The sequence below is a fragment of the Terrabacter sp. NPDC000476 genome, from assembly GCF_040300125.1.
Classification (GTDB): domain Bacteria; phylum Actinomycetota; class Actinomycetes; order Actinomycetales; family Dermatophilaceae; genus Terrabacter.
The window spans coordinates 2,418,886-2,441,897 of sequence record NZ_JBEPDF010000001.1 but is presented as its reverse complement, the minus strand read 5'-3'; the positions used below and the strand labels follow the sequence as shown (position 1 = coordinate 2,441,897).

The following is a 23,012-nucleotide window of genomic DNA, read 5'->3' as shown; positions in this document are numbered from 1 at the left end:
ACGCACCGAACGTTTCAGGTGCCCCCCGAACGGCGAACCCGCTGAGGCGGAACAGAAGTCGAACAGAGAGAGAAGTTTGTGAACACCCGGCAGCGACTGGTCTCCGACCTCGACCGGGCGCGGCTCGCGGCGACCCGGGCCGCGCGCGACCCGCAGGCGCGCAGCGCCCTGCCTCGCAAGGTCCGCGCCGAGCTGCACCGGCGCCTGCCCCGGGTGCGGTCGGCACGACTGCGCGTCGACGTGCCGCCGGCCGAGGTCCCCGAGGGGCCGGTCGCACGGCCCGGGGTCACCGCGGCCGTCGTGCTCGACGACTTCTCTCGCCTCGCGCTCGGCTACGAGTGGAACCAGCTCGCGGTCACGCCCACCGGCTGGCGCGACGAGCTGGCAGCCACGCCCGTCGACCTCCTCTTCGTCGAGTCGGCCTGGAACGGCAACGACGGCGCCTGGCGCCTCGCCATGACCGGTGACGACGGCCCGTCGCACCAGCTGCGCGACCTCGTCGACCGCTGTCGCGCCGACGGGGTGCCGACGGTCTTCTGGAACAAGGAGGACCCGCCGAACTACGCGCTCTTCCTCGAGACCGCGCGCCTCTTCGACCACGTCTTCACCGTCGACGCCGGGCGCATCCCCGACTACCGCCGCGACCTCGGTCACGACCGGATCGCCCTGCTGCCGTTCGGTGCCCAGCCGCGCATCCACACACCGGTGCGGCACGGGGCGGGGCGCACGCGCGAGGTCGCCTTCGCCGGAAGCTACTTCGCCGACAAGCACGACGAGCGTCGCCGGCAGGTGGAGTTCGTGCTCGAGCCCGCTCTGCCCCTGGGGCTCGAGGTGTTCTCGCGCCTGGCCGGGCGCGACGCCCGCTACCAGTTCCCGAGGCGGTATGCCGGCGCGCTCGTCGGGAGCCTGCCCTACCGTCGGCTGCTCGGCACCTACACGGCGTACAAGGTCTTCCTCAACGTCAACTCGGTGACGGAGTCGCCGACGATGTGCGCGCGACGGCTCTTCGAGCTGTCGGCCGCCCAGACCCCCGTGCTCTCGGGGCCTGCGGCCGCGATCGAGCCGTTCTTCGGCGACACGGTGCGCGTCACGCGAGACGCGGCGGAGACCGAGCGCGAGCTGCGGGCGCTGCTGCAGCACGAGGACTACCGTGACCGGCTCGGGCTGCGGGCGCACCGGAGGGTGCTCGACGCGCACACCTACGGCCACAGGGTCGACACGGTGCTCACGGCGGTCGGCATCCCGACGCAGCCGCGGGACCGGTCGATCTCGGTCGTCGTGCCCACGATGCGCCCCGGTCAGGTCGGGCACGTGCTCGACTTCACGGGGGCCCAGGCGCACGCCGACGTCGAGCTCGTCCTCGTGACGCACGGCTTCGAGCCGGCGGCCGACGAGGTGCGACGTCGGGCCGAGGACTCCGGTCTCGACCCCGCGCGGCTGGTCGTCGTGCCCCGCCCCTCGAGCGAGACGCTCGGGGCGTGCCTGAACGCCGGGGTCGCGGCCGCGTCGGGCCGCTACGTCGCGAAGATGGACGACGACAACGTCTACGCCCCGAACTACCTGGCCGACCTCGTCCGGGCCTTCGACTACACGGAGGCGGCGGTCGTCGGCAAGTGGGCGCACTACGCCCACCTCACCGCGACGGGGGCCACCCTGCTGCGCTTCCCCGACGCCGAGCACCGCTACGTCGACCTCGTGCAGGGCGGCACCCTGCTGCTCGAGCGCGACCTCGCGAGGCGCGTGCGCTTCGCCGACCTGCCACGCCGGGTCGACACGACCTTCCTCGACGCCGTGCGGGCCGAGGGCGGCCGCGTCTACTCCGCCGACCGCTTCAACTTCGTCTCGGTGCGGGCCTCCACGCCGGACGGCCACACCTGGCCCATCTCCGACGTCGAGCTGCTCGCCCGGCGCGGGGTGCTCGCCTTCCACGGCGATCCGACCGAGCACGTCACCGTCTGAGGGGGATCCACCATGTCAGCCCCGGCCCGACGCCTCGTCGCGTCCTACTGCTTCCCGCCCTACAGCGACACGGCGGCCGTCGTCGCGGCCAAGCGCGTGCACGCGCGGGGCGAGGCCGTCGACGTCATCTGCAACGCCATGGACGCCATCCGGCACCAGGACCCCGACCTCGTCCGGCTCTGCGGCGGCCTCGTGCGCCGGCACGCGGCGGTGCCGTCCCGCACGGCCTTCAGCTCCTGGCCGTCGATCGTCGACTACCAGCAGCTGGGGCTCCAGACGTTCCTGCGCTGGGAGGAGCTGCAGGGGGAGTACGAGTCGCTCTACAGCAGAGCGCAGTTCGCCGCCTCGCACTTCCTCGCGGCCGCCGTCAAGACCGCGAGGCCGGGGATCGTCTGGGACGCCGAGTTCTCCGACCCCCTCTCGCACGACGTGCTGGGACGGGTGCGCGAGGCGCCCGCCCACGACGACCGGAGCCTCGCGCGGCTGCGGTCGGCGGTGGAGGCCGCGGGCTTCCGGCCTCCCATGTCGCTCAACGCCTTCGAGTGGTGCGAGGTCGCGGCGTTCGCGCTGGCCGACTCGGTGATGTTCACCAACGCGCACCAGCGTGACGCGATGCTGGAGGGCTGTCACGACGCGGAGCTGGCGGCGCGCGTCGAGCGCGTCGCCGTCGTCTCCCCGCACCCGACGCCGCCCGCGGAGCTCTACGCGGCCCGGACCTCGGGCGTCCGCCTCGAGCCGGGCCGGCGGCACATCGGCTACTTCGGCAACTTCTACGCCAACCGCGGGGTGACCGGCGTGCTCGACGCCCTCGCCCTGCTGCCCGACGACGTGCGGCGCCGGGTCGTGCTGCACGTCTTCACGTCCAAGCCGGAGGAGCTGCACGCCGTCGTCGTCGCCCGCGGCCTCGCCGACGCCGTGCGTGTCGCCCCGTTCGTCGGTTACCTCGAGTTCCTCGGGCTGGCCCGGCGCATGGACTGCCTCCTCGTCAACGACGCGGTGAGCCCGCCCGGTGGGCGCAACCCGTTCCTGCCGTCGAAGTGGAGCGACTACCGCGGCAGCGGCACCCCGGTGTGGGGTGTCGTGGAGGAGGGCAGCGCCCTCGACGCGCAGCCCCTCGACTTCCGGTCACCCGTCGAGCACGTCAGCGCCGCGGTGCAGGTGCTCCGTCGGATCAGCGCTCTCCAGCACGATCCGTCGAAGACGCTCGCCTGAGTCCGTCCCGCTGAAGCGCGCCCGCACCGTGTCGACGGTGCGCGCGCTCGCGTCCTCCCACGTGCCGGACCCGTGGATCTGCAGGATGCGCTCCGCGGCGTCACCCGGGGTGGTCGTCACCCAGTCCGGGGGGAAGAGGGTCGCGGCGCCGCCGATGCCGGCATACACCGGCCAGTCGCGCACCACCGGCACGGCTCCGCTGGCGGCCATCTCGACGAGACCGACGTGGAAGCCCTCGCGGCGGCTCGCGCTGAGGGCCCAGCCGACCTCGCGGAGGTGCTCGGGCAGGCGCGTGGTGTAGCCGACGAAGTCGACGCCGTCGGCGACCAGGGGGTCGGCCATCCGCTCGCGGAAGGCGCGGGCGGCCTCGCGCTCGACGGGGTTGCGCTCGCCGACGGCGAAGTCGGCGCCGACGAGGCGCAGCCGCCACACCGGGTCGTGCCGGCGCAGGACGGCGAGCACCTCGAGCGCCCAGAGCGGGTCCTTGACCTGCTGGGCCCAGCCGACCAGCCCGAGGGTGGTGCGGGCCGACGGCACCTTGGGCAGCACGTAGCGACCCACGTCGACCGGGTTCGCGACGACGTGCTGGCGCACGCCCTCGAGGCGGCCACCGAGGGTGGCGACGGCCGCCCGCCGGAGGTGGTCGCTCGGGAAGATCACGTCGTCGACCTTCTCCCACTGCGCGGTGTGCAGCCAGGCGCTCAGGGTGTCGACGCCGTGCAGCCGGACGACGACGCGCGTGCCGGACGGCACGACCTGCGTCACCCACGTGAGCCCCTTGTCGGCCCAGTCGACGAAGACGACGTCGGCGCCGAGGGCCTCCGCCGTGGACAGGTCGACGGGCGGGGGGTGGCCGGCCGCTGCGAGCAGTCGCTCGCGCACGGTCGCCGGGTCGACTCCGGTGTTGTTGAAGCGCTTCTCGCGTGCCGAGAGGTCGAGCACCTCGACGTCGGCGTGGCCCTCGAGCTCGGCGACCACCACGCCGGCGAACTTCGGGTAGGCGCCGGGGAGGACGGTCACCCGCGGCCGCCGCCCGCGCTCGACCGGTGCGGCGGCAGTCGTGACCCGCGACGGCGGTGGCGGCGTCGAGCGGCCGAGCAGGCGGCCGATCTCACTCTCGCGCAGGGGATCGAGGAACGCGTCGGGTTCGCTGACGAGGGGCGATCGGGTCTCGGCGGTGTGCAGCCGTCGGGCGAAGAGCAGGTCGAGCGCGACGGTCGTCTCGAAGGCCGCGCGGTCGAGGTCGCCGGCGGCGAGGGCCTCGTCGGCCGCGCGGAGGGTGGAGCGCGCGGCGCCCACGACGTCGACGGCGCCGGCGTCGCTGCCGGTGAGCAGGGCCTGCAGCGCGTCCACGCCCGGCGAGCGGGGCGTGGCCGCGGGCCCGAAGACCGCCTCCCGGTCGACGAGCAGCTGCGCGGACGCCTCGAGCCGGCCCGCGCGCTGGAGGCGGTAGGCGACCATCGTCCAGAGCTCGGGGTCGACGAGGGTCCGGGCGTGGTCGGCGTCGGCGCGGAGCAGCCGGGAGGCGCGCCGGGCGGCGTGGGCGTCGGGGCGCGCACCCCGCAGCGAGCTGGCGGCGACGCGCAGGGTCAGGGCGGCGAGCTCGGTCGGGCCGGCCGTCGGGCGGTCGTCGCCCCACGTGCGCAGCAGGGTGCGCCCCGCACGGTCGAGCACGACGTGCGTGCCCGGCCCGTCGAGCAACGTCGCCGCGCGCGTGTCGACCCGCCCGTATGCCGGCGCGGCCAGCGGGGCGGGCACCACCTCCGGCAGGACGCGACGCCCGACGCGCAGCGACTCCTGCACGGCGCGCAGCGCCAGCCGCCGGCTGCGGGCCGCCGTGGGGCCGACGGCCGCCTCGACCCGCGCGACCGACCTCGGCAGCACCTCCACGCGGTGCGTCTCGGGGAGCCGGCGGAGCCCCTTGGTGAGCCGACCGCGGTAGTGCAGCACCCGGATGCCGTAGCCGCTGCGCGCGAGGAGCCCCAGCATCCGGTCCTGCTCGTTGACCGCGGCGGCGTTGCCCGCGACGACGACGACGGAGCGGGGGCCCGGGGGCGGGGTGAAGAAGAGGGCGTGGCCGTCGACGGGGGTGCCCGGTGCGGGTGAGCCGTCGCCGGTCGGGCCGGCCGGCCCGGTGAGGCCGTCCAGGCCGGCGAGGCCGAGCACCCCGGCGTCGTGGAGCATCCGGTCGACGTCCGCGGGGTGGACACCAGGGGTGGCCGCGAGCGCCCTCAGGTCGGCGAGCTCGGCGGCCACGAGGGCGTCGGTCAGGGCGCTCCGGTCGGCAGGGTGGGCCTGCGTGCCCTGCGTCAGCGCCACGAGGGCCGCGACGTGGTCGGCCGGCTCCGGGGGAGCCGTGGGGTCGGCGTCGTAGCGGGCGCCCCGCGCGGCCGGGCGCAGGTCGAGCAGGGTGAAGCGGCGCTCGAAGCGGCTCAGCAGGCGGCCGTGGAGCACGGCGTCGGAGGCGTGCTCGGGATCGGTCGAGAGCGGCTCGCCGACGAGCCAGGCCGCCGGGTAGAGCCGCCCGCCGCGCCCCCGGAGCAGGTGGGGCACGCACTCGGGCGCGACGAGCATGCCGTCGGCCGGCGCGGTGGCCGAGCGGTCGGTGGGCACGTCCGCGGCCACGCCGGCGGGCACGTTCGTGGGGAGGGGCCCGGCGACGGCCACGCGGTCGGGGTGACGGGCGTCGTGGAGCAGCTCGAGGAGGTCGGGTGAGACGGCGTCACCGGCGTCGACGAAGGTGACCCAGGGCGCCCGCGCCAGCTGCACGCCCGCCGCGCGGGCGGCGGCCCGCGACCCGGCCGCGGCCGGGGCCGTCACGACCTCGAGGCCGGTGGGGGACGGCGAGTCGAGGGGCGGGGCAGCGTCCCCGGTGCGGTGGCGCACGACGACGACCTCGAAGCGGTCCGTCGGCAGGGTCTGCGCGGCGAGGGTCGCGAGGCACGGACCCACGTCGCTGCGCGAGCCGACGACGACGACCACGGAGAGCTCACGCACCCGGCGAACGTAGTGGCGCGGGATGAATAGGCTGGACGCACCCGCGACCGCGGGGGTGAACGACCGGTGATCAGGAGGTGGCGTGCCCGAGGGAGACACCGTCTGGCGCACGGCGTCACGACTGCACCAGGCCCTGGCGGGCCGCGAGATCGTCGAGTCCGACCTGCGGTGGCCCGAGATCGCGACGGCCGACCTCACCGGCCGCACGACCCTGGAGGTGGTGAGCCGCGGCAAGCACGTGCTCCACCGGGTGGAGGGTGGGCTCACGCTGCACTCGCACCTGCGCATGGAGGGCCAGTGGCGCGTCGAGGCGACGCCCGGACTGCCGACGCGCTGGCGGCGCAACCCGCAGCTGCGCGCCCTCGTCGCCGGGCCCGACTGGACCGCGCTGGGGCTGCGCCTCGGCATGCTCGACCTCGTGCCCACCGCTCGGGAGGGTGACCTCGTCGGGCACCTGGGCCCCGACGTGCTCGGCCCTGACTGGGACGCCGCGCGAGCGGTCGAGAACGTCGCGCGCAGCCACGCCCCGATCGGGGAGGCCCTGCTCGACCAGCGCAACCTCGCCGGCGTCGGCACCATGTGGTGCGCCGAGACCCTCTTCCTCGAGCGCGTGCCCCCGTGGACGCCCGCCGACGAGGCGGGCCGGGAGACGGTGGAGCGGGTCGTGGCCCGCGCGCACCGGCTCATCGACAACGGCCGCCGCAACGCCGTGCAGACGAGCACGGGCAGCACCCGGCTCGACGAGGCGCACTACGTGCACGCCCGGAGCGGCCGTCCGTGCCGGCGCTGCGGCGAGACGGTGCGCGTCGCGATGATCGGCCGGGCGCCGCAGGAGCGCACGATGTTCTACTGCCCCCGCTGCCAGGGTGGCCTCGGCCCGACCGACGACGGTCGCCCGCAGGCGCCGCTCGGCTCGAACCGCGGGGCCGCACGCACGCGGCGTTCCTACTGACCGGCACCGCCTCGCCGAAGCGCGGGACCGCTGTCGGCGCCCCGTCCTACCGTGGGTGCTGTTCGACCCACCTCGGAAGGAGCACGGCCATGGTCACTCGTCTCAACCCCTACCTCGGCTTCGAGGACACCGCCCGAGCGGCGATGGAGTTCTACCGGTCGGTCTTCGGCGGCGACCTCGCCGTGTCGACGTTCGGTGAGTTCGGCGCCGGCGGTCCCGCGGCCGACCGGGTGATGCACGCGCAGCTCGAGACCCCGAGCGGCTTCACCCTGATGGCCGCCGACACCCCGGAGGGAGCGCCCCCGTTCGAGCGCGGCACCAACATGACGGTCAGCCTGACCGGCGACGAGCGCGACGTCCTCGTCGGCTACTTCGAGCGACTCGCCGAGGGCGGCACCGTCACCACGCCGCTCGAGAAGCAGGTGTGGGGCGACGAGTTCGGCATGCTGACCGACCGGTTCGGCATCGGCTGGCTCGTCAACATCGCAGGCTCCGCGAGCTGACGGCGAGCCGGCGGAAGGCAGCCGAGCCGTCAGCCGAGTTGGCGGGCGAGCTCGTCGCGGTCGATGAGGCCCGTGTGCGTTCCGGCGGTGCCGCACGCCCACGCGCCCGCGACGCTGCCCGCCCGTGCGGCCTCCCGGGCGTCGGCCCCGGCGAGCCACGCGTGCAGGAACGCCGACACGTAGGCGTCGCCCGCGCCGTTCGAGTCCACGACGGGCCGGTCGTCGAGCTCGACGGCGCGCACGGCGAAGGAGCCGCCGTCGCGCACCGTGACGCGGCTGCCCCGGGCGCCGTCCATGACGACGACGAGGCGGGCCCGCCCCCGGTCGAGCACGTCGGCGACGACCTCGTCCTCCGTGCCCTGCAGCCGCGAGCCGGAGACGAAGACGAGGTCGGCGGCGCGGGCGAAGGGCACGTGGTGCGGGTTGCGGCCGTCCCAGTCGTGCAGGTCGGTCGAGGTCGTGGCACCGGCGGCCCTCGCGTCCTCCAGGGCGACCACCGTCCACGGCATGATCGACGCGTGGACGTGCCGGGTGCCCTCGGCGAGGACCCCGCGCCACAGGCCGGGGTCGGGTGCGAGGTCGTAGGGGTGGCGCGGGTCGTAGAACGACATCCGGGTGCCCGCCTCGTCGACGAGGTTCACGGCGCGGCGCGTGCCGCTCTCGTGCACGACGTGGTCGAAGGAGAGCCCCTCGGCCGTGAACCGGTCGAGGAGCAGCCGGCCCTCGTGGTCGTCGCCGATGACGTCGACGAAGCGCACGGCGAGCCCGAGACGGTGGCACCCGAGGGCGACCCCGCTGCCGGTGTGACCCACCACGAGCTCGATGGGAGGCACGACGTGCGAGTCGGCGAGGGGCACGGGCAGTGCGGCGACGCGCACGATGGTGTCGACGCCGGCGCCGCCGACGACGAGGACGTCAGTTCCCACGGCGCCAGTGTGCCCCACCGGCGCCGGCCCCGTCCGGCGGTCAGGGCCGCGTCACGCTGAGCAGCCCGAGGCACATCTCGTCGGTCGTGCCCTCGCCCCACACGACGTAGCGCTCGGGGAGGCCCTGCAGGTCGGGCAGCCGGTCGCGCCAGGACTGGTCGTGCGTGCACGTCACCCGGATCGTGTCGCCGGGCCGGATGCGGGTGGCCGGGACGGGAACGGCGCCCTGGTCGTCGAAGTTCCAGACAGGGATGTCGAGCAGCGTGCGGGCGCGCGCCGTGCCGGGGTCGAGCTCGATGCGCAACGAGGAGCCGAGCAGGTGCATGTGGCCGGCCGCGGCCCGGATCGTCGCGGCCTGCTCGACCCGGCGCGTGCACGACTGGGTGGGCCCGGGAGCCGGGATGAGGGTGCCGTCGCAGACGAGCAGCAGGCCGTTGACGATGCGCGACGACATCGGCCCGAAGCGCTGCGAGACGTCCGCGACCGCCGCCCCGCGGTCGCAGAGCGGGCCGGTGCGGCCCGGACGGCAGGGCAGCTCGACGGGCGCGGGGTAGAGCATCGTCTCGAGCGGCGCCAGCCCCGCCGAGGACGAGAGCCGCAGCCGCACCGACGTGCGGTCGGGCGCGACGCCGTGCCGCAGGTTGTAGTGCACCTGCATGACGAGCAGCGAGCCCTTCTCCACCGGGATGCCGACGTCGGCGGGCAGCACGTTCTCGCGGCCGCCCGGTGCCCACGCCCCGACCCACGGCGCGTCGTCGAGGCCCCCTCCCGCGCCGAGGCCGGCCCCGCCGAAGCAGGTCCAGCCGGTGCCGCCGCTCTCCGCGTCCTTGGCGCGGGCGCGGGCCGCGTCGGCGGCCGGCACCCGGAAGAGGATCACGTGGTGCACCTCGGCGGGTCGACCGGGCACGATGTCGAAGCCGGTGACGAAGGCGTCGCGGGTGACGGCCGGGTCGAGCACGAAGCAGTGGTAGTCGTCGGTGCCGGTCGTCGGCGCCTTGGGGGTGTAGGCGGCGCGGGTCGTCACGGTGCGCATCGACTCGCCGCGGCGCAGTGCGGCGGGCGCGACGGGAACGGCGGTCGTGGTGGGCGCGGCGGGTGCGGTGGAGTGGGCCGGCGAGGTGGGCCCGTGCGTGGCGACGTGGCCCGTGTCGTGCGCCTCGAGCCGCGCCTGGGCGGTCGGGTTCGGGCTGCCGCAGGCCGTGAGCACCGCGAGCGCCGCGACGGCGAGGGCGACGACGAGCGCGCGCGCACCGGAGGGCGCGCGGTGTGCTGGGAGTGCGGGTCGCCGCCTCGTCATCTCGCCAGTGTAGGAACGGATCGGCCGATCCGGGCTTCCTGTCGAACCTCGGCCCGCGCCGTGCGCGGGCCGAGGACTCAGGACAGCTCGGGCGCGCGGCTCACCGGGATGCGCCGTGCGTCGGGGGCGCTCAGCCGCTCGGCGTTCGCCTCGGAGTCGGCGAGCTCCTTCTGCGACTCGAGCTCGGCCTCGACGCGGGCGACGTAGCCGGCCACCTCGGCCTCGACGCGCGCCTCGTCCCAGCCGAGGGCCGGCGCCACGATCTCGGCCGCCGCCCGGGCGCTGTCGACGCCGCGGCTCGGGGTCTCGATGGAGATGCGGGTGCGGCGCGCGAGCACGTCGTCGAGGTGCAGCGCTCCCTCGTGCGTGGCGGCATACAGCGCCTCGACCTTGAGGTACTCCTCGGCGCCGGGCAGCGGCTCGTAGAGCGAGCGGTCGTCCTCGGCGAGGGCGAAGAGCTCGTGGACGAGCGAGCCGTAGCGCTCGAGCAGGTGGGTGATCCGCCAGACGGGCAGGTCCTGGTGCCGCGCGAGGCGGTCGATCTGGTTGACGAGCGCGACGTAGCCCTCGGCGCCCGAGAGCGGGATGAACTCGGTGACGCTGTCGGACACGTCGCCGCCGACGTCCTCGCGCGCCGCGTCGACGGCGTCGGCCGCCATCACGCGGTACGTCGTGTACTTGCCGCCCGCGATGGAGATGAGCCCGGGCTGCGGGCGCGCGACCGCGTGCTCGCGGGAGAGCTGGCTCGTGTCCTCGCTCTCGCCGGAGAGCAGGGGGCGCAGGCCGGCGTACACACCCTGGATGTCGTCGTGCGTCAGCGGCACCTTGAGCACGGTGTTGATGTGCTCGAGGATGTAGTCGATGTCGGCGCGGGTCGCGGCGGGGTGGGCGCGGTCGAGCTCCCAGTCCGTGTCGGTCGTGCCGACGATCCAGTGGGTGCCCCACGGGATGACGAAGAGGACCGACTTCTCGGTGCGCAGGATGAGGCCGGTCTCGGAGTTGATCCGGTCGCGCGCGACGACGATGTGCACGCCCTTGCTCGCGCGCACGTGGAAGCGGCCCCGGCCGCCGGCCATCGTCTGGATGTCGTCGGTCCACACGCCGGTGCAGTTGATGACGACGGAGGCGCGCACCTCGGTGCGCTCGCCCGTCTCGACGTCCTCGACGAGGGCGCCGACGACGCGCTCGCCCGCCCGGAGCAGCTCGACGACGCGGGCCGAGGCCACGACCGTGGCCCCGTATGCCGCCGCGGTGCGGACCGTCGTCAGCGTGTGCCGGGCGTCGTCGGCCTGGGCGTCGTAGTAGAGCAGCCCGCCGGTCAGGGCGTCGCGCCGCAGGGCCGGCGCGAGCTTGAGCGCACCGGTGCGGGTCAGCTGCTTGTGCCGGGGCACCGAGCGTGCGCCGCCCATCGAGTCGTAGAGGGTGAGGCCGGCCGTGACGTAGGGGCGCTCCCAGCCGCGGTTGGTGAGCGGGTAGAGGAACGACACGGGCTTGACGAGGTGCGGGGCGATGCGGCTCAGCATGAGCTCGCGCTCCTTGAGCGCCTCGCGCACGAGGTCGAAGTTCATCTGCTCGAGGTAGCGCAGGCCGCCGTGGAAGAGCTTGGACGAGCGCGACGACGTGCCCGACCCGAAGTCGCGCTGCTCCACGAGGGCCGTCGAGAGGCCACGCGTGGCCGCGTCGAGGGCCACCCCGCCACCCGTCACGCCGCCGCCGACGACGAGCACGTCGAAGTGCTTGGTGGACAGGCGCTTCCACGCCTGCTTCCGGTAGTCCTCGTCGAGGCGCACTGGGCTGGTCATCGCTTCCCCTTCACGTCGCTGCCGAGAGGGCCCACTCTAGCCAGCGTGGGTCAGGGGCCGGCGACGAGTCCGGCGGTGACGGCGTCGTAGAGGCCGAGCACGGTGTCGAGGTAGCGCCGGGAGTGGTTGTAGGACAGGATCGCCGCCTCCATGTCGGCCCGGCGCGACAGGTCGCGCCCGCCCGCGCACAGGTAGCGGCCCGCCGCGAGCACGGCGTCCTCGACGTTCTGCGGGTCGGCGACGCCGTCGCCGTTGCCGTCGGCACCCCAGACCCGCCACGTCGCCGGGATGAACTGCATCGGCCCGACCGCGCGGTCCCAGACGGGGTCGCCGTCGAGCCGGCCGCCGTCGGTGTCGCGGATCGCGGCGAAGCGACCGCCCGACAGGGCCGGGCCGATGACCGGGGGCACGACGCGGTGCCGGGCGTCGAGGCTCCGGCCTCGGAGCGAGCTCGACTCGACCTCGTTGACGGCCGCGAGGAGCATGTAGGGCAGGTGGCAGCGGGCGCCCAGCCGGGTGACCGCCGAGGCGTACGCGTTGCCGACGACCTCGTACTTCGTCAGCGCCCGACCGCCCGCGGTGCCCGGCGTCGGGGGCAGCGACGGCACCCGGAGGTCGGTGGGCGGCGTCCAGTCGGTGCGGCCCTCGGTGGGTCGCCCGCCGGGCTCGAGCCGCGAGGCCACGACCGACCCGGCCGCCGCCTCGAGGCGCTGCAGCATCGGCGCGACCGCCGCGACCGCAACGGTGCCGATGGTGCCGACGGTGCCGGTGCCCGCAGCGGGGCCGCTCGCCGCCTGCGCGGACGGTGGCCCGACGCCCGCGCACAGCAGCGCCGCCGCCACCCCTGCCGCGAGGGCTCGGCCGCACCCGACGCGTCGGCTCGCCATGCCATCGACTGTAGGCCGTCACGACGGCGTGCGAGTACGGTCTGCGTCATGCCGACGCAGCAGCGCAGCCATGTCGTGGCGATCGACCAGGGGACGACGAGCACCCGGGCCATGGTCTTCGACCGGAGCGGCCGGGTCGTGGCCGTCGACCAGCAGGAGCACCGACAGATCTTCCCCCGCGCGGGCTGGGTCGAGCACGACGCGATGGAGATCTGGGAGAACACCCGGCTCGTCGTCGGCGGGGCGCTCGGCAAGGCGAACCTCAACGCCACCCACGTCGCCGCCGTCGGCATTACGAACCAGCGCGAGACCACCGTGGTCTGGGACCGTGCCACCGGCACCCCGATCCACCACGCGATCGTGTGGCAGGACACCCGCACGCAGGCGATCTGCGACGAGCTGGCCCGCGACGGCGGCACCGACCGGTTCAAGGACGTGACCGGTCTGCCCCTCGCGACGTACTTCGCCGGCCCCAAGGCCCGCTGGATCCTCGACCACGTCGACGGCGCGCAGGAGCGGGCCGAGGCCGGCGAGCTGCTCTTCGGCACGATGGACACCTGGCTGCTCTGGAACCTCACCGGTGGCGCGGCCGACGAGGGCATCCACGTCACCGACGTCACGAACGCCTCGCGCACCCTGCTCATGGACCTGCGCACCCTCGACTGGGACGCCGACGCCGCCGCGGCCCTCGGCATCCCGCTCGCGATGCTCCCGGAGATCCGCTCGTCCTCCGAGGTCTACGGCACGTGCAAGCCCGGCATCCTCATCGACGTGCCCGTCGCGGGCATCCTCGGCGACCAGCAGGCCGCCACCTTCGGGCAGGCGTGCCTCGACGTCGGCACGGCGAAGAACACCTACGGCACCGGCAACTTCATGCTGCTCAACACGGGCGAGGAGATCGTCGCCTCGGCGAACGGCCTGCTGACGACCGTCTGCTACCAGCTCGGCGACGCCGCGCCGGTCTACGCGCTCGAGGGGTCGATCGCCGTGACCGGCTCGCTCGTGCAGTGGCTGCGCGACAACCTCGGCCTCATCCACGACGCCAAGGAGGTCGAGGCGCTCGCCGCGAGCGTCGACGACAACGGCGGCGCCTACTTCGTGCCCGCCTTCTCCGGCCTCTTCGCCCCCCACTGGCGCCCCGACGCGCGCGGCGCGCTCGTCGGCCTGACGCGCTTCGTCAACAAGGGCCACATCGCCCGGGCGGCCCTGGAGGCCACGGCGTTCCAGACCCGTGAGGTGCTCGAGGCGATGAACGCCGACTCGGGCGTGCCGCTCACCGAGCTGCGCGTCGACGGCGGCATGGTCGTCAACGAGACCCTCATGCAGTTCCAGGCCGACATCCTCGGCGTCGACGTCGTGCGCCCGGTGGTGGCCGAGACCACCGCCCTGGGCGCGGCCTACGCCGCGGGCCTCGCCGTCGGCTACTGGGCCGGCACCGAGGAGATCCGCGAGAACTGGGGCGAGGACCGCCGGTGGAGCCCGCAGCTGCCGGAGCCGGAGCGCGAGCGCCTCTTCCGCACCTGGAAGAAGGCCGTGCAGCGCACCCTCGACTGGGTCGACGACGACACCCCCTGAGGGGTGAAGGGCGGGCCGGACTCAGCCCAGGGCGGCGACGGCTGTGTCGTAGTCGGGCTCCTGGCCGATGGCCGGCACGAGCTCGGTGTGGGTGACGGTGCCGTCGGCGTCGATGACGACGACCGCGCGCGCGAGCAGGCCGGCGAAGCCGCCGTTCTCCATCCGCACGCCGTAGTCGTAGCCGAAGCTCGAGCGGAACGAGGACGCCGTGACGACGTTCTCGATGCCCTCGGCCCCGCAGAAGCGACCCAGCGCGAAGGGCAGGTCGGCCGAGACGCAGACGACGGTCGCGTTCTCGAGGCCGGCCGCGAGCTCGTTGAACCGGCGCACGCTCGCGGCGCAGACGCCGGTGTCGACGCTGGGGAAGATGTTGAGCACCGTGCGCGTGCCGGTGGACAGCGTCACGTCGTCGCGCAGGTCGGCGCCGGTCAGCGTGAACGCCGGTGCGGGCGAGCCCACGGCCGGCAGCTCGCCGACGGTGAGCACGGTGGTGTCTCCGAGAAGGGTCGTGGCCATGGCCCTCATCCAACACGCTCCGGGTGCGACCGCGAAACCGGCGCCCGTCGCGGGCGCCCTAGGGTTGGGGCATGAGCGAGTCGCCGCTGACCCCGGAGCAGCAGGAGCAGATCGTCGCGGTGGCCATGGACATGGCGCGCGACGGCCGCACCGACGACCTCGTGTCGTTCCTCGACCACGGGCTGCCGCTCGACCTGCAGGACCACGCCGGCAACACGCTGCTCATGCTCGCGGCCTACCACGGCCACCTCGACACGGTGGCCTGCCTCGTGGGTCGCGGCGCCGACGTCGACCGGCGCAACGACCGTGACCAGTCGCCCGTCGCCGGGGCCATGTTCAAGGGCGAGGACGAGGTCGTGCGGGCGCTCGTCGCCGCCGGCGCCGACCTCGACGCGGGCTCGCCGACGGCCCGCGAGACGGCCGCCCTCTTCGGGCAGGCGCACCTCATCGACGGGGAGGCCTGAGGTGGTGACGCCGCAGCAGCCCGACCCCGGGGCGCGCACCCGCTTCGTCATCAACCTCGTCGGCGCCGTCGGGCTCGTCTTCGGGGTGCTGCCGATCGTGCGCTACCTGCTCGACCTCTCCCTCTTCGAGTTCACCGTCGCCCCGTATGCCTGGCTCCGGCTCGAGGGCGCCGCGCGGTTCCTGCCCCCGGGGATGGTGCTCGTCGTGTGCATCGTCGTCGCCTACCTGCTGGAGCAGCGCCTCTCGCGCGACTGAGCGCCGTCCAACGCTGGACAGTCGCTGACGGTTCAACCACCTCGCCGTGATGTGATGTGGGCATGTCGGTCCGGGCCCCCCTCCTCGCCGCGCTCGTCGTCGGCACGAGCCTCGCGGTGGCGCCCGCGCCTGCTGCCGTCGCGACTCCCGCCCACCCGGCCGTCCTGCCGGCCGCCGACGCCGCCACGCCGGAGGTCGTCGCGGTGCCGGTCGGCGCCGAGCCCGACGGCACCGCCGTGCGGCTCGACGTCTCCGTGTGGCCGCAGCCGAGCGGCAGGCACCCCGTCGCCCTGCTCGCGCACGGCTTCGGCGGCACCAAGGACTCGATGGCGACGCAGGCCGCCGAGCTGCACGACCGCGGCTACGTCGTCGTCACGTGGAGCGCGCGCGGACACGGGAAGTCCGGCGGCCGCATCCACCTCAACGACCCGGCATACGAGATCGCCGACGCGCGCGCGCTGCTCGACCTCGCCGCGAAGCGGTCGGACGTCGAGCTCGACGCGGCCGGCGACCCGCGTGCGGGCGTCATGGGCGCGTCGTACGGCGGCGCGCTCGGCCTCATGCTCGCCGGCGCCGACCGGCGCGTCGACGGCGTCGTCTCGGCCATCACGTGGAACGACTTGGCCGACGCGTTCTTCCCGCAGGCCGCCGTCACGGCGCCGCCGACCACCGCGGCCGGTCGCGCACCCGTCGCGACGCCCGGGCCGTTCAAGCAGGTGTGGGCCACGAACTTCTTCCTCTCCGCGCTGCGCGGTGGGAGTGCGGGCGGCGGCGCGGACGCGGCCCGCTGCGGCCGCTTCGACCCGACGATCTGCCGGCTCTTCGTGCAGGCCTCGGAGAGCGGCTCGCCCAGCGCCGAGCTGACGGCGCTGCTCCGCGCGCACAGCCCCAAGCCGACGATGAACGCCGTCACCGCCCCGACCTTCCTCGTGCAGGGCGTCGGCGACTCGCTCTTCGGCCTCGACCAGGCCGATGCCAACGCGTCGGCGCTCGCCGCCGCCGACGTGCCGTATGCCGTCCGGTGGAGCGACGGCGGCCACGACGCCCCGAGCACCCACGAGGCCGAGGAGCTCGACGCCTCGTACGCGTGGCTCGACCACTACGTCCGCGACAAGGGCCCGGCCGGGAGCGGCGGGTCCGGCCTGCCGACGGCGGCGTTCACCTACGGCACGCCCGCCACGCGCCCGGGTCAGCCGACCACGCTCCACACGCTGCCGGCATACCCGGGCCTGTCGGGGGCGTCCCTGCAGACGCGCTCGCTGCCGCTCTCGACGACCTCCGGCTCGCTCGTGCACCCGCCCGGCGGCCAGCCCGCGTCGCTCATCGCGGTGCCCGGGCTCGCCGCCCTCGGCATCAGCCTCTCGACGTACCAGATCGCCGCCCTGCCGGGGCAGTCCGCGGCGCTCGACACCCAGCCGACGGGCGAGGCGGCGACCGTCGTCGGTTCGCCGACGCTGCGCCTCACCGTCACCTCCGACACGCAGGACGCGACGCTCTTCGCCTCCGTCTGGCGCGTGACCGGCGGGTCGGTGACGCTGACCAACCCGCTCGTCGCACCGGTCCGCGTGGCCGTGACGCCGGGCCGACCCACCCCGGTGACGATCTCGCTGCCCGCCGCCGTCTACGACCTGCCGGCCGGCACCCGGTGGCGCGTGCTGCTGACGAGCACCGAGTCGACGTTCTCCAACTCGCGGGTGCCGAGCGGCATCCGCATCTCCGACGCGTCGGCGCTCACGCTGCCGGTCGCGGTCGGCACGGCCGTGTCGGGCGGCGCCGTCGCCGCGGGGCTCGACGTCGAGACGCTGCTCGCCGCCGGCGCCCTCGTGCTGCTCCTCCTCGCGGCCCTCGTCGGCGCCCTCGTGCGCCGCCGGCGCCGCCGGCACCTGCCGTCGCGGCCCGACCTCGCCGACGTGCCCCTCGTCGTCGAGGGGCTCGTCAAGACGTATGCCGACGGTCACCGGGCCGTCGACGACGTCACCTGGCGGGCCGAGAAGGGGCAGGTCGTCGGGCTGCTCGGCCCCAACGGCGCCGGCAAGACGACGACGATGCGCATGGTGATGGGCCTCATCTCGTCCGACTCGGGCACGGTGCACGTGCTCGGCGAGCCGGTCTCGGCCGGGTCGTCGGTGCTCGCGCGGGTCGGTGCCCTCATCGAGGGACCCGGCTTCCTGCCGCACCTCACCGGCCGCCAGAACCTCGAGGCCTACTGGTCCGCCACGGGCCGCTCGCCCGCGGACGCCCACTTCGACGAGGCGCTCGACGTCGCGGCGCTCGGCGGCGCCGTCGACCGCCCGGTCAAGTCCTACAGCCAGGGCATGCGCCAGCGGCTCGGCATCGCGCAGGCGATGCTCGGGCTGCCCGAGCTGCTCATCCTCGACGAGCCGACGAACGGCCTCGACCCGCCGCAGATCGCGGCCATGCGCCCGATCCTGCGCCGGTACGCCGAGACGGGACGCACCGTCGTCGTGTCGAGCCACCTGCTCGCCGAGGTCGAGATGACGTGCACCCACGTCGTCGTCATGCACGCCGGGCGCGTCATCACCGCGGGCCCCGTCGCCGAGCTCGTCGACAGCGACGACATGACGATCCTCGACCTGCCCGAGCACACCGAGCCGGCCGTCGTGGCGGCCGGCGTGCACGCGCTCGAGGCCGCCGACGGCATCACGGAGGCGCGCGTCGACACCCCGACCCGCGTCGTCGTGACGCACGACCGCGGTCGCGCCGAGGTCGTGGCCGCGGCCGTGGCCGCCGGCCTGCCCGTCGTGGGCGTCAGCAGCCGGCGCCACCTCGAGGAGGTCTTCCTCGGGGTCATCTCCTCGGCGGCCGGCGGCGGCGCACCGGGTGAGCCCGGCGACGAGGGCAGCTCGCTCGTCGAACGACTGAGGCAGGTGCGCGCCCGATGAGCCAGACCCCGACGAACCACACCCCGGCGAACCACACCCCGGCGAATCACACCCCGATGGGCGCGGCCGACGAGCCGGTGCCCGGCGAGGCCCTGCTCGACGTCATCGAGCCCACCGGCGGCGCGGACGCCGTCCCGCACCAGGTGCGCGACCCGCTCTCGTGGCGCTCCGAGGTGCGCCGCCAGTGGGGCCGGCGGCGCACGACGTGGGCCTTCGGCCTGCTGCTCGCGCTGCCGCTCGTCCTCGTCGGCGCCTTCGCGTTCGGCGAGCGGTCGAACAACGGCCGCGGGGGAGCGTCCACCCGGATCTTCGACCTCGCCCAGAGCGGCGCCGCGAACTTCAGCCTCGTGCTCGTCTTCCTCGCGAGCGAGCTGCTGCTCGTGCTGCTCGCCGCGCTCTTCTGCGGCGACGCCGTGCCGGCCGAGGCGTCGTGGTCGTCGCTGCGCTACCTGCTCGTCGCCCCGGTGCGCCGGGCGCGGCTGCTGACGAGCAAGCTCGTCGTCGGCATCGCCTCGACGCTGCTCGCGACGGTCCTGCTGCCGGCGTGGGGGCTGCTCGTCGGCGGCATCGCCTACGGCTGGGACCCGCTGACGAACCCCCTCGGCGAGAACCTCTCGTGGGCGCAGTTCCTGCCGCGGCTCGCCCTGGCGATGGGCTACATCTTCGTGACGCTCCTGCCCATCGCGGCCATCGCGTTCTGGATCGGCACCCGCTCCGACGCGCCGCTGGCCGCGGTCGGCGGCGCGGTGCTCGTCAGCATCCTGCTCGGCATCCTCGACCAGCTCGACGCACTCGACCCGTACCGCAACGCCTTCCCCGGGCACTACTCCCGGGCGTGGCAGGACGCCCTCGCCGTCAGCCCCGACTGGACCGACATGCTGCACGGCGCGCTGTGGGCCCTCGTCTGGGCCGTGGCGTTCACGATGCTCGCCTACCGCCGGTTCCGCCGCTCCGACATCCTCAGCTGACGCCGGCCCGCGGAGGCCGTCGGACGACCGTCGCTCCTCGGGGCCGCCCGGTTCAGAACTTCGCGGCCTCGGGGATGATCCGCTCGCCGACGAGCTCGAGCCAGTCGGTGCTCGACCCGTCGGCGACACCGGTCTGCAGGTGCGTCACGCCGAGCGCGGCGAGCTCGCGCAGGTGCTCCAGGGTCGCGTCGACGTTCGAGCCGCCGGTGCCGGGGTCGATGCGGCCCATGACGGTCTTCTCGATCTCGTCGTAGTCGCGGCCGACGGCCTCGCAGTGGCCGCGCAGGACGTCGAGCTTGTGCGCGAGGTCGGGGCTGTCGAAGAGGTTGCAGGCCTGCGCGTACTGCGCGACCATCCGCAGCGTCTTCTTCTCGCCACCGCCACCGATGAGGATCGGCGGGTGCGGGCGCTGGACCGACTGCGGCGAGTTGAGGGTGCGGCCGAGCTGGTAGTGCGTGCCGGCATACGGCCCGTCGTCGTCGCTCCACATCTGCAGGCAGATCTGAAGCGTCTCCTCGAGGCGCTCGAACCGCTCGGCGGTCGGCGGGAACGGCAGGCCGAGGCCGACCGACTCCTCCTCGTTCCAGGCCGCCCCGATGCCGAGCATGGCGCGGCCCCGCGAGAGCACGTCGAGGGTCGTGACCTCCTTGGCGAGCAGGCCCGGCTCGCGGTAGACGGCGGCCGTGACCCAGGCCAGCAGCTGCACCCGCTCGGTGACGGCGGCGAGGTAGCCGAGCGTCGTGTAGGCCTCGAGCATCTCGTGCTCGGGCGGGCCGATCATCCCGATCTGCCACACGTGGTCCATGACCGAGAGCTTGGTGAAGCCGACGTCCTCGGCCGTCTTCGCGGTGCGCCGGAGGTCGTCGACGAAGGAGGCGGAGCCGCCGCTCCACGTGAAGTTGCTGATGTGCAGTCCGAGGTCCATGTCTCGCACCATACGTCTGCTCGCTGGGCGCCGCGGCGTGCGAGCGTCAGGGGACGGGGGTCAGCGCCCCGGCGGTCAGTCCTCGGCGGGGGCGACCTGCGCGCCCGACACGGGCGGCTGCGCGGACCAGGGGAAGACGATCCACCGGTCGGTCTCGCGCCACACGTAGTCGGGGGCGACGATCGAGCGCGGCTTGCCGTAGAGCACGGCGCTGCGGGCCTCGGCGCCGTGCTGCTGGAGCAGGTCGAGCACGAGGGCGAGGGTGCGGCCCGAGTCGGCGACGTCGTCGACGACGAGGATGCGGCGGCCCTTGATGCTCTCGGTGTCGAGGTGCGGCGCGAGCAGCACCGGGTCGGGGAGGGTCTCCTCCACGTCGGTGTAGAACTCGACGTTGATGGCATCCGTGAGCTTGATGCCGAGGGCGTAGGAGAGGCCGCCGCCGGGGATGAGGCCGCCGCGCGCCACGGCGACGAGGATCTCGGGGCGGAAGCTCGAGTCGGCGACGAGCGTCGCGAGCTCGCGGACCGCGTCGCCGAAGCCGTCCCACGTCAGCACCTCCTTGTCGGTGAGCGTGGAGGAGTCTGCGTGGTGCGCGATCGTCATGGGCAGCAGGGTATCGACGTCGCGTGAACGCCGTGTTTCACGTGTCGAGGTCGGCCAGGGCCTGCCGGAGCACGGTCTCGAAGGCGGTGACCGAGCCCGCCACGTCGTCGAGGGCAGCCGGGCCGAGCGCCGGCACGAGGGTGCCTCCGCGACGGACGAGCACGACGGGCGAACCGGACGCCGCCACCGCCGCCGTCACCTCGTCGTCCATCTCGTCGAGGTGCACGAGCCGGACGGGCCGCTCGAGGCGGCCGACGAGGGCGTCCCACTCCGGCTTGCGACGCACCGTGGCGTGGGTGATGTCGCAGAGCGCGCAGTGCGTGTTGCCGCGGAGGCGGCCGTAGGCGTACCGCAGCTCCCCGAGGAGGCTGCCCTCCGCGTGGTAGACGCCGACGAGCTCGCCGTCGACCGGGCCGGTCGGGTGGGTCTGTCGCACCGTGGGCTCCTCGACTGCGGCTCGTGCTCCGGGTGGCGCCACCGTACCTCGCGACGCGGGCGCGGGCCTGGTGCGCGAGACTGGCCGGGTGACCTCCGCCCGCCGACCGCTCTCCCCGTCGCGACGCTCGCAGGTGCCGCCCTTCCAGGTGATGGACGTGCTCGACCGCGTCGCCGTGCTCCGGGCCGAGGGGCGCGACGTCGTCTCGCTCTGCGCGGGGGAGCCGTCCGGCGGTGCGCCGCGGCTCGTCTCCGAGGCGGCCGCGCGGCTGCACGGGTCGGGCCGCGCCCTGACCTACACCTCGGCGCTCGGCATCCGTGAGCTGCGCGCCGAGATCGCGGCCCACTACGGGCGGTGGTACGGCCTCGACGTCGACCCCGCGCGCGTCGCGGTGACGACCGGCTCGTCGGGCGGCTTCGTGCTCGCCTTCCTCGCCGCCTTCGAGGCCGGCGACCGGGTGGCGCTCGCGCGCCCCGGCTACCCCGCCTACCGCAACATCCTCTCCTCGCTCGGCTGCGAGGTCGTCGAGGTCGACTGCGGGCCCGAGACCCGCTACCAGCCGACGCCGGAGCTCCTCGACGCCGCGCTGGAGGGCGGCCCCCTCGCCGGGCTCGTGCTCGCCTCGCCGGCGAACCCGACCGGCACGATGGTCGACCGGGCCGAGCTCGCGGCGATCACGGCCTGGTGCGCCGCGAACGGCGTGCGGCTCGTCAGCGACGAGATCTACCACGGCGTCACCTACCCCGAGCCCGGTGCCGCCGACCCCCGTGGCGTGTGCGCGTGGGAGAGCGACGACCGCGCCGTCGTGCTCTCCTCGTTCAGCAAGTACTGGGGCATGACCGGCTGGCGCCTCGGCTGGATGCTGCTGCCCGCCGACCTCGTGCGCGCCGTCGACGCGCTCGCCGGCAACGTCGCGCTGTGCCCGCCCGCTCCGGCGCAGCATGCCGCCGTGTCGGCCTTCGCGGAGGAGTCCTACCGCGAGTGCGACGAGGCCGTCGCGGAGTTCGCGCGCACGCGGAGGCTGCTGCTCGAGCAGAGCGACCGCCTCGGGTGGGGCGAGTCGGCCCCGCCGGACGGTGCCTTCTACTACTGGGCCGACCTCGGGCCCCGGCTGGAGCGCTGGGGGTCCTCGGCGGCATACGCGAGCGCCCTGCTCGAGGAGGCGGGCGTCGCGATCACGCCGGGGGGCGACTTCGACGACCGCTCGGGCGGCCGCTCGGTGCGGCTCAGCTTCGCGGCGGGCCCGACGGCGGTCGCCGAGGCCGTCGACCGGATCGCCGCCTTCCACGCCCGCTGAGGGCGGTGCGGGCTGGGCGGGCAGGCCAGCGGGTCGAGGTGCGACCACCTCGACCCGCACGGGCCGACCCCGCAGGTGCTCAGATGACGAGCAGCACCACCGCGGTCACCGCGCCGGCCAGCGCCAGCGTGGCGAGCAGCAGGCTCGTCACGGCGCCGGCGGTCCAGTAGCCGGACCGGTCACGCACGCTGGCACCGAGCAGGCCGAAGCCTGCGGTGAGCAGCACACCACCGGCGATCCAGCTGCCGAGGTACCAGGCCGCGCTCAGGCCCGCGAGGACCCAGCCGGCCGGCACCAGGTAGGTCCAGGCACCGAAGGCGGCGACCAGGACGCCGACCACCAGGAGCGTGTAGTCCACCGTGCGGCTGCGGAACAGCCTCGGAACACGCTCGCTCTGCACAGTTTGCCTCTCAAGGAGCTGTGACATCGTCTTCACCTCCTTTCGTCCACCTCCAGCCTCGCCGGACCCGCCGGCGGGCGCCAGAGGCGTTGGTCCCGGCGTCTCACCTCGACCCGCGGAGGTGCCGCGGGGGT

20 protein-coding genes are annotated in these 23,012 nt (G+C 74.6%); 10 read left to right on the top strand and 10 right to left on the bottom strand.

All coding sequences use genetic code 11. The annotated features are described in order from the left end of the window. Positions 1 to 78 precede the first annotated feature (78 nt). Both ABT295_RS11465 and ABT295_RS11460 read left to right on the top strand, forming a co-directional pair. Positions 79 to 1,959, top strand: coding sequence for a glycosyltransferase family protein (locus ABT295_RS11465; protein WP_352394478.1), 1,881 nt, complete (start codon positions 79 to 81; stop codon positions 1,957 to 1,959). 12 nt (positions 1,960 to 1,971) lie between these two features. Then, complete coding sequence (locus ABT295_RS11460; protein ID WP_352394477.1) at positions 1,972 to 3,171, top strand: glycosyltransferase family protein; 1,200 nt, start codon at positions 1,972 to 1,974, stop codon at positions 3,169 to 3,171. Here the strand turns inward: ABT295_RS11460 and ABT295_RS11455 are convergent. Then, entirely contained in the window at positions 3,085 to 6,168 is a 3,084-nt protein-coding gene (locus tag ABT295_RS11455; RefSeq protein ID WP_352394476.1) for a glycosyltransferase, read from the bottom strand. The two genes, ABT295_RS11460 and ABT295_RS11455, sit on opposite strands and share 87 nt — an antisense overlap. Positions 6,169 to 6,250: 82 nt before the next feature. On the opposite strand from ABT295_RS11455, the gene ABT295_RS11450 reads away from it, so the two are divergent. Together ABT295_RS11450 and ABT295_RS11445 are read left to right on the top strand one after the other, a co-directional pair. Beyond that, complete coding sequence (locus tag ABT295_RS11450; RefSeq protein ID WP_352394475.1) at positions 6,251 to 7,120, top strand: Fpg/Nei family DNA glycosylase; 870 nt, start codon at positions 6,251 to 6,253, stop codon at positions 7,118 to 7,120. Between the two features lie 89 nt (positions 7,121 to 7,209). Then, positions 7,210 to 7,623, top strand: coding sequence for a VOC family protein (locus ABT295_RS11445; protein WP_352394474.1), 414 nt, complete (start codon positions 7,210 to 7,212; stop codon positions 7,621 to 7,623). Between the two features lie 29 nt (positions 7,624 to 7,652). Here the strand turns inward: ABT295_RS11445 and ABT295_RS11440 are convergent, their stop codons facing one another. From ABT295_RS11440 to ABT295_RS11425, 4 genes are all read right to left on the bottom strand, one after another. Further along, on the bottom strand, positions 7,653 to 8,549 hold the full coding sequence (locus ABT295_RS11440; RefSeq protein WP_352394473.1) for a carbohydrate kinase family protein: 897 nt from the start codon (positions 8,547 to 8,549) through the stop codon (positions 7,653 to 7,655). Between the two features lie 40 nt (positions 8,550 to 8,589). Further along, the gene (locus ABT295_RS11435) at positions 8,590 to 9,846 is read right to left on the bottom strand and encodes a hypothetical protein (RefSeq protein WP_352394472.1); all 1,257 of its coding nucleotides are present in this window, start codon (positions 9,844 to 9,846) and stop codon (positions 8,590 to 8,592) included. A gap of 77 nt (positions 9,847 to 9,923) precedes the next feature. Continuing rightward, complete coding sequence (locus ABT295_RS11430) at positions 9,924 to 11,648, bottom strand: glycerol-3-phosphate dehydrogenase/oxidase (protein WP_352394471.1); 1,725 nt, start codon at positions 11,646 to 11,648, stop codon at positions 9,924 to 9,926. A 50-nt stretch (positions 11,649 to 11,698) separates the two neighbouring features. After that, on the bottom strand, positions 11,699 to 12,535 hold the full coding sequence (locus ABT295_RS11425; protein WP_352394470.1) for a lytic transglycosylase domain-containing protein: 837 nt from the start codon (positions 12,533 to 12,535) through the stop codon (positions 11,699 to 11,701). A 48-nt stretch (positions 12,536 to 12,583) separates the two neighbouring features. Between ABT295_RS11425 and glpK the strand changes: the two genes are divergently transcribed. After that, positions 12,584 to 14,110, top strand: a complete 1,527-nt coding sequence (gene glpK, locus ABT295_RS11420) for a glycerol kinase GlpK (protein ID WP_352394469.1) — start codon at positions 12,584 to 12,586, stop codon at positions 14,108 to 14,110. Positions 14,111 to 14,131: 21 nt separating this feature from the next. Here the strand turns inward: glpK and tpx are convergent, their stop codons facing one another. Next, positions 14,132 to 14,626: a thiol peroxidase gene (gene tpx, locus ABT295_RS11415; protein WP_352394468.1), complete on the bottom strand. Its 495-nt coding sequence runs from the start codon at positions 14,624 to 14,626 to the stop codon at positions 14,132 to 14,134. A 71-nt stretch (positions 14,627 to 14,697) separates the two neighbouring features. On the opposite strand from tpx, the gene ABT295_RS11410 reads away from it, so the two are divergent. The 4 genes from ABT295_RS11410 to ABT295_RS11395 all read left to right on the top strand — a co-directional run bounded on the left by ABT295_RS11410 (position 14,698) and on the right by ABT295_RS11395 (position 19,217). Then, positions 14,698 to 15,090, top strand: a complete 393-nt coding sequence (locus tag ABT295_RS11410; RefSeq protein ID WP_352394467.1) for an ankyrin repeat domain-containing protein — start codon at positions 14,698 to 14,700, stop codon at positions 15,088 to 15,090. 4 nt (positions 15,091 to 15,094) lie between these two features. Beyond that, a complete protein-coding gene (locus ABT295_RS11405) occupies positions 15,095 to 15,346 on the top strand; it encodes a hypothetical protein (protein ID WP_352394466.1) in 252 nt (83 codons plus the stop codon). Between the two features lie 62 nt (positions 15,347 to 15,408). Next, positions 15,409 to 18,249 carry an alpha/beta fold hydrolase gene (locus ABT295_RS11400; RefSeq protein WP_352394465.1) on the top strand — a complete coding sequence of 947 codons (2,841 nt, stop codon included), beginning with the start codon at positions 15,409 to 15,411 and terminating at the stop codon, positions 18,247 to 18,249. Next, on the top strand, positions 18,246 to 19,217 hold the full coding sequence (locus ABT295_RS11395; protein WP_352394464.1) for a DUF2705 family protein: 972 nt from the start codon (positions 18,246 to 18,248) through the stop codon (positions 19,215 to 19,217). The genes ABT295_RS11400 and ABT295_RS11395 overlap by 4 nt, the downstream gene beginning before the upstream one ends. A 52-nt stretch (positions 19,218 to 19,269) precedes the next feature. Here the strand turns inward: ABT295_RS11395 and ABT295_RS11390 are convergent, their stop codons facing one another. The 3 genes from ABT295_RS11390 to ABT295_RS11380 all read right to left on the bottom strand — a co-directional run bounded on the left by ABT295_RS11390 (position 19,270) and on the right by ABT295_RS11380 (position 21,181). Beyond that, entirely contained in the window at positions 19,270 to 20,142 is an 873-nt protein-coding gene (locus ABT295_RS11390) for an LLM class F420-dependent oxidoreductase (protein WP_352394463.1), read from the bottom strand. A gap of 75 nt (positions 20,143 to 20,217) precedes the next feature. Continuing rightward, the gene (locus ABT295_RS11385) at positions 20,218 to 20,745 is read right to left on the bottom strand and encodes a phosphoribosyltransferase (protein WP_352394462.1); all 528 of its coding nucleotides are present in this window, start codon (positions 20,743 to 20,745) and stop codon (positions 20,218 to 20,220) included. 37 nt (positions 20,746 to 20,782) lie between these two features. After that, positions 20,783 to 21,181 carry a hypothetical protein gene (locus ABT295_RS11380; protein WP_352394461.1) on the bottom strand — a complete coding sequence of 133 codons (399 nt, stop codon included), beginning with the start codon at positions 21,179 to 21,181 and terminating at the stop codon, positions 20,783 to 20,785. Between the two features lie 151 nt (positions 21,182 to 21,332). On the opposite strand from ABT295_RS11380, the gene ABT295_RS11375 reads away from it, so the two are divergent. After that, positions 21,333 to 22,478: an aminotransferase class I/II-fold pyridoxal phosphate-dependent enzyme gene (locus ABT295_RS11375; RefSeq protein ID WP_352394721.1), complete on the top strand. Its 1,146-nt coding sequence runs from the start codon at positions 21,333 to 21,335 to the stop codon at positions 22,476 to 22,478. Positions 22,479 to 22,557: 79 nt separating this feature from the next. Here the strand turns inward: ABT295_RS11375 and ABT295_RS11370 are convergent, their stop codons facing one another. Beyond that, the gene (locus ABT295_RS11370) at positions 22,558 to 22,818 is read right to left on the bottom strand and encodes a hypothetical protein (protein WP_352394460.1); all 261 of its coding nucleotides are present in this window, start codon (positions 22,816 to 22,818) and stop codon (positions 22,558 to 22,560) included. Positions 22,819 to 23,012: the final 194 nt, after the last annotated feature.

Coding starts and splice junctions, on each gene's coding strand:
- ABT295_RS11430 (WP_352394471.1), bottom strand. CDS start 11,648: ATGACCAGCCCAGTGCGCCTCGACGAGGACTACCGGAAGCAGGCGTGG.
- ABT295_RS11400 (WP_352394465.1), top strand. CDS start 15,409: ATGTCGGTCCGGGCCCCCCTCCTCGCCGCGCTCGTCGTCGGCACGAGC.
- ABT295_RS11375 (WP_352394721.1), top strand. CDS start 21,333: ATGGACGTGCTCGACCGCGTCGCCGTGCTCCGGGCCGAGGGGCGCGAC.
- ABT295_RS11385 (WP_352394462.1), bottom strand. CDS start 20,745: ATGACGATCGCGCACCACGCAGACTCCTCCACGCTCACCGACAAGGAG.
- ABT295_RS11425 (WP_352394470.1), bottom strand. CDS start 12,535: ATGGCGAGCCGACGCGTCGGGTGCGGCCGAGCCCTCGCGGCAGGGGTG.
- ABT295_RS11460 (WP_352394477.1), top strand. CDS start 1,972: ATGTCAGCCCCGGCCCGACGCCTCGTCGCGTCCTACTGCTTCCCGCCC.
- ABT295_RS11435 (WP_352394472.1), bottom strand. CDS start 9,846: ATGACGAGGCGGCGACCCGCACTCCCAGCACACCGCGCGCCCTCCGGT.
- tpx (WP_352394468.1), bottom strand. CDS start 14,626: ATGGCCACGACCCTTCTCGGAGACACCACCGTGCTCACCGTCGGCGAG.
- ABT295_RS11390 (WP_352394463.1), bottom strand. CDS start 20,142: ATGGACCTCGGACTGCACATCAGCAACTTCACGTGGAGCGGCGGCTCC.
- ABT295_RS11395 (WP_352394464.1), top strand. CDS start 18,246: ATGAGCCAGACCCCGACGAACCACACCCCGGCGAACCACACCCCGGCG.
- glpK (WP_352394469.1), top strand. CDS start 12,584: ATGCCGACGCAGCAGCGCAGCCATGTCGTGGCGATCGACCAGGGGACG.
- ABT295_RS11410 (WP_352394467.1), top strand. CDS start 14,698: ATGAGCGAGTCGCCGCTGACCCCGGAGCAGCAGGAGCAGATCGTCGCG.
- ABT295_RS11445 (WP_352394474.1), top strand. CDS start 7,210: ATGGTCACTCGTCTCAACCCCTACCTCGGCTTCGAGGACACCGCCCGA.